Annotated in this window: 4 protein-coding genes; 3 read left to right on the top strand and 1 reads right to left on the bottom strand. The window is 40.1% G+C overall.

All coding sequences use genetic code 11. The annotated features are described in order from the left end of the window. Positions 1–100: 100 nt before the first annotated feature. On the bottom strand, positions 101–697 hold the full coding sequence (locus tag AC4E96_RS13995) for an NAD(P)H-dependent oxidoreductase (protein WP_490256267.1): 597 nt from the start codon (positions 695–697) through the stop codon (positions 101–103). Positions 698–841: 144 nt separating this feature from the next. Here AC4E96_RS13995 and AC4E96_RS14000 point away from each other — a divergent pair, with 144 nt between their 5' ends. The 3 genes from AC4E96_RS14000 (at position 842) to AC4E96_RS14010 (ending at position 2,310) form a co-directional block, all read left to right on the top strand. Beyond that, a complete protein-coding gene (locus AC4E96_RS14000; protein WP_488034083.1) occupies positions 842–1,198 on the top strand; it encodes a winged helix-turn-helix transcriptional regulator in 357 nt (118 codons plus the stop codon). A 10-nt stretch (positions 1,199–1,208) separates the two neighbouring features. After that, complete coding sequence (locus tag AC4E96_RS14005; RefSeq protein WP_490256268.1) at positions 1,209–1,811, top strand: acyl carrier protein phosphodiesterase; 603 nt, start codon at positions 1,209–1,211, stop codon at positions 1,809–1,811. Positions 1,812–1,881: 70 nt separating this feature from the next. Beyond that, on the top strand, positions 1,882–2,310 hold the full coding sequence (locus tag AC4E96_RS14010; protein WP_490256269.1) for a hypothetical protein: 429 nt from the start codon (positions 1,882–1,884) through the stop codon (positions 2,308–2,310). The last annotated feature ends 236 nt before the right edge of the window (positions 2,311–2,546 follow it).

Genomic DNA, 2,546 nt, shown 5'->3' on the forward strand with positions numbered 1-2,546 from the left:
CTTACTTTAGCAAAACAACAAAAGCGTGAAGCGCATATAATTGATGCGCTTCAAGATATGGTCAACCAAGCCAGTAAAAATTTATAACTATAGTGGTGCCTTAAAAATACTCGTTAATATGAGCTTCAAAACGTTTGAAGTCGTTTTCAACATCCGCATTTTTCATCACGTCAAAGCTGGCAAAGGTTGGCATTGGCTTCATGCCAAAAAATTTGAAGTTCATGTGCGTTGGGAACATCAGATCGTCAACTGATTTTCCTTCAAAAAACTCTGACGCGTCGTTAAAGGATTCTTCTGGTGCATTAAACGTCAGTGACATCATGTATTTAGTGTCGGTTAATGTGCCGCCGGTTCCATAGTTTTTCTTTGGTTCTTCTGCTGTACGGCCGTCGCCATTACATAACGCACCGCCCATACCAGCGGTATACACTTCATCCATGTACTTTTTGAATGACCAAGGAACACCCATCCAATTGACCGGTGTTTGTAAAAATACGATATCAGCCCATTGATGCAGTTCCAGCTGCTCATTTACGTCATACTCGTCACTCATAGTCACGGTTCGGATGTCATAACCCTTTTGTTCAAGGATGGTCATCGCCTTATCAATTAAGGCGGCATTCAGCTTTCCTTCTGAGAAAGGGTAGTATTGGTGGGCATTAATAATTAATACGTTTTTTGAATCAGTAGTACTCATTTTGTAACTCCAGGTTATTGCCAGTAAAAAATAAGCAAGAGAAACGTTCTCTAACTCAACTCTATTGTGGTATATATTAGTAACCTGATTTAAACTATCAATTAGTATACTTTTGGTAACCTGGTTTAATTGTGAGGAGTTTTTATGGAAAGTGTTGTAAAAACAGATAGTAAAGGTCGAAAAAAAGTTTTAAATGTTTGCACCGAACCCTGTGCGATTGAAAAAGGCATGCGACTAATCGGCGGAAAATGGAAAGGCTCAATTATTTATCACCTCAAAGATGAGCCAGTCAGGTTTAATGATTTAACGCGTATGCTCGGTGGGGCCAGCAAAAAAATGGTCGACCAACGCTTAAAAGAGCTAGAGAGTGAAGGCATGGTAACTCGCAAAGTGATAAGCGATAGGCCAGTCGCAGTGACTTACGAATTAACCGATTTTGGCCGGACCGCACTGAGTATCTTAGACGAACTGAGAGTTTGGTCAGAGTCCCACAAAATATAAGGCTAGTCATTTGAATTACTTAGCTCACCTTTATTTAGCCCAACCCACGGCAGATTCTCACTTTGGTAATTTGCTCGGTGATTTTGGCGGTATAAGGAGTGTAAAAAGTTTGCCAATGACAGTAAAAAGAGGGCTGGATAATCACTATCTGGTTGATAAATTTACCGACAATCACCCACTCGTCAAAGAGGCCAAACGCAACTTTTCTCCCAGACGAAAACGCTTTGCTGGTATTGCCATTGATGTTGTGTTCGATCATTTTTTGATTCAGCATTGGGAGCGTTTTAACCAAACGCCGCTAGAAGATTTTAAAGCCCATAGCTATCAACTATTACGCCACCGAATTGCCGATATGCCGCCGCGAATGCAAACCGTGGTGACTAAGATAACCAACAACGACTGGTTTAAAGAATATGAAACCACATCAGGAATTGGCATTGCTTTGGATAATATCGCAAGGCGAATTCGCTTTGCTAATCACTTCTCCGGTGCGATTGAAGATATCGAACGTAACTATGATGATTTTGAAGCGGTGTTTTTAGAGTTTTTCCCGCAGCTCATCAACCACGTATATTCTAATGCGATTGAACAGCAAAGCGAGGAAAAGGATTGATGTGAATAGATTCGTTCTGGTATTTTTTCTACTCTTCTCATTTCAGGTTGTTGGTAAAGAAAACTATTGTTTGGCTGAAAAATTAATGTTTCAGGACCAAGAAAAAATAGGGTTTAAGCCATTATATCAGGGAATGAAAATATCTGATGAAACGCAAGGTTTTAAATTTGATTACCCCTCAAAGGTTGGTGAACACTGTGGTGCTTACAGCGCTACTTATACAGATGAGAATGGCTCTATCTTTGTGGTTCTCAGTAGTGAAAGAGTTATCATAGACTTGACAATTACTACGAAGCAAAGCACATGTGAAAGAGATGCAGTTGTAGAAAAAGCCAAGCAAGTACTCTCAGATTTGGAATATTTAGAGCCTTTCCACTACAAACTAGAAGAGTCTCAAAATGACAGCCCTTTGTATACCATCGGCCACCCAATAAAAGGCATTCTAATGGTTAAACCTAGTTGGGCAGTTAGTATTGGAAAAGACTATTGTTTTGATTAACGCTGTCTAGCTAGAGATTATGACCTTTTTAAGGTCAGTTTTTGGTACTTTTGAAGTTCGGCTAAGTACGTGCAGCGGCCACTCAGGAGTAAGGAGCGATACATCTGGAATACGCGACAACGATTGTTCGAACACCTAGAAACTAGTTTTGCAGAGGAAGCTGCTGTTACTACGAGACTATACTAGAAACTGTTATAGGTCTGATTGAAAAACCTCTTAATCGGTGCTATAAACAG

The organism is Psychrosphaera sp., assembly GCF_982872775.1.